The sequence below is a fragment of the Aeromonas sp. ZOR0002 genome (genome assembly GCF_963866995.1).
GTDB lineage: Bacteria > Pseudomonadota > Gammaproteobacteria > Enterobacterales > Aeromonadaceae > Aeromonas > Aeromonas caviae.
Genome location: NZ_CAWMFQ010000344.1, coordinates 1 through 901 on the forward strand (window position 1 = coordinate 1; position 901 = coordinate 901).

Annotated in this window: 1 protein-coding gene; it reads right to left on the minus strand. The window is 60.3% G+C overall.

Annotated elements, in window-relative coordinates; all coding sequences use genetic code 11:
- Positions 1-901, minus strand: a 901-nt coding sequence (locus AACR77_RS18560; RefSeq protein WP_052224750.1) for an IS1595 family transposase, incomplete at both ends; no start/stop codon positions are given.

Sequence of the window (901 nt, forward strand, 5' to 3'; positions counted from 1 at the left end):
CCTAGCGCCTCATGCAAACACATCTTGGTATTTACCTCCCTGCCGTAACGTTCCAGCATCCTGCGCCAGCCCAGATAATTCCTCAGGTAGTGGGTTGCGACTCCATGGAATCGTTCCATCCACTCCTTCAACCGCCGGTGATATCCGTTCACATGCTGGATGTGGTATGCCCCAATGACTCGCTCACCTCGACGGTTGTACACCACCTGATGTGTTATGCCCCGCGCTTGGCTGAAACTGGCATACACCCCTGCACCATCACTGCAGAGCACTGCATCGGGCGCGATGAGTGGCTGCAACACCGCTTTCACCGTCTGCGCATCCAGCCTTTCCAGCTGAAAGTCGGCTTGATGGCCCGCCCTGTCCTGCACCACCATCACCGGGATGTAATCCCGCCCGGTCCCCCGGGTACGCCCTTTCCCGCCACGATGTCTTGCCGGACGAGGCAACCCTCGCTGCCCCTTGAACGATTCGAGGAAGAAGGTTTCATCCACTTCCACAATGCCTTCTTCCCGTGTTGCCTGGTGGTTTGCCATCGCCTTCAGGAAGCGGTGACGCCACAAGAAGGCGGTGTTCTTGCAAACACCGCAGCGGACGGCGGCCTGGCGGACAGTGAGCCCGTCGATGAGAGCCTGGGCGTAGTCCTCCCAATGCTCAGCCTTACGTAATCTGGCCAAAGGCGTCTTGGTGAGGAGGGAGCTGGTTCGCCGACACTGCTTACAACGGTAACGACGCAGCCCACGGCTCCAGCCCCAGGGGGCCAGCTGGGTGGCATCCGCCTGGCAGTGGGGACAGCCGCAGCATGTGGGTAACTGGGCATGGAGGGACGTAATCGGGTGTGGAGCGGCGAGCTCATGCTGAGCGACACGGCGCTGACGCAGAGTAAGTAATGGAAAGAGGG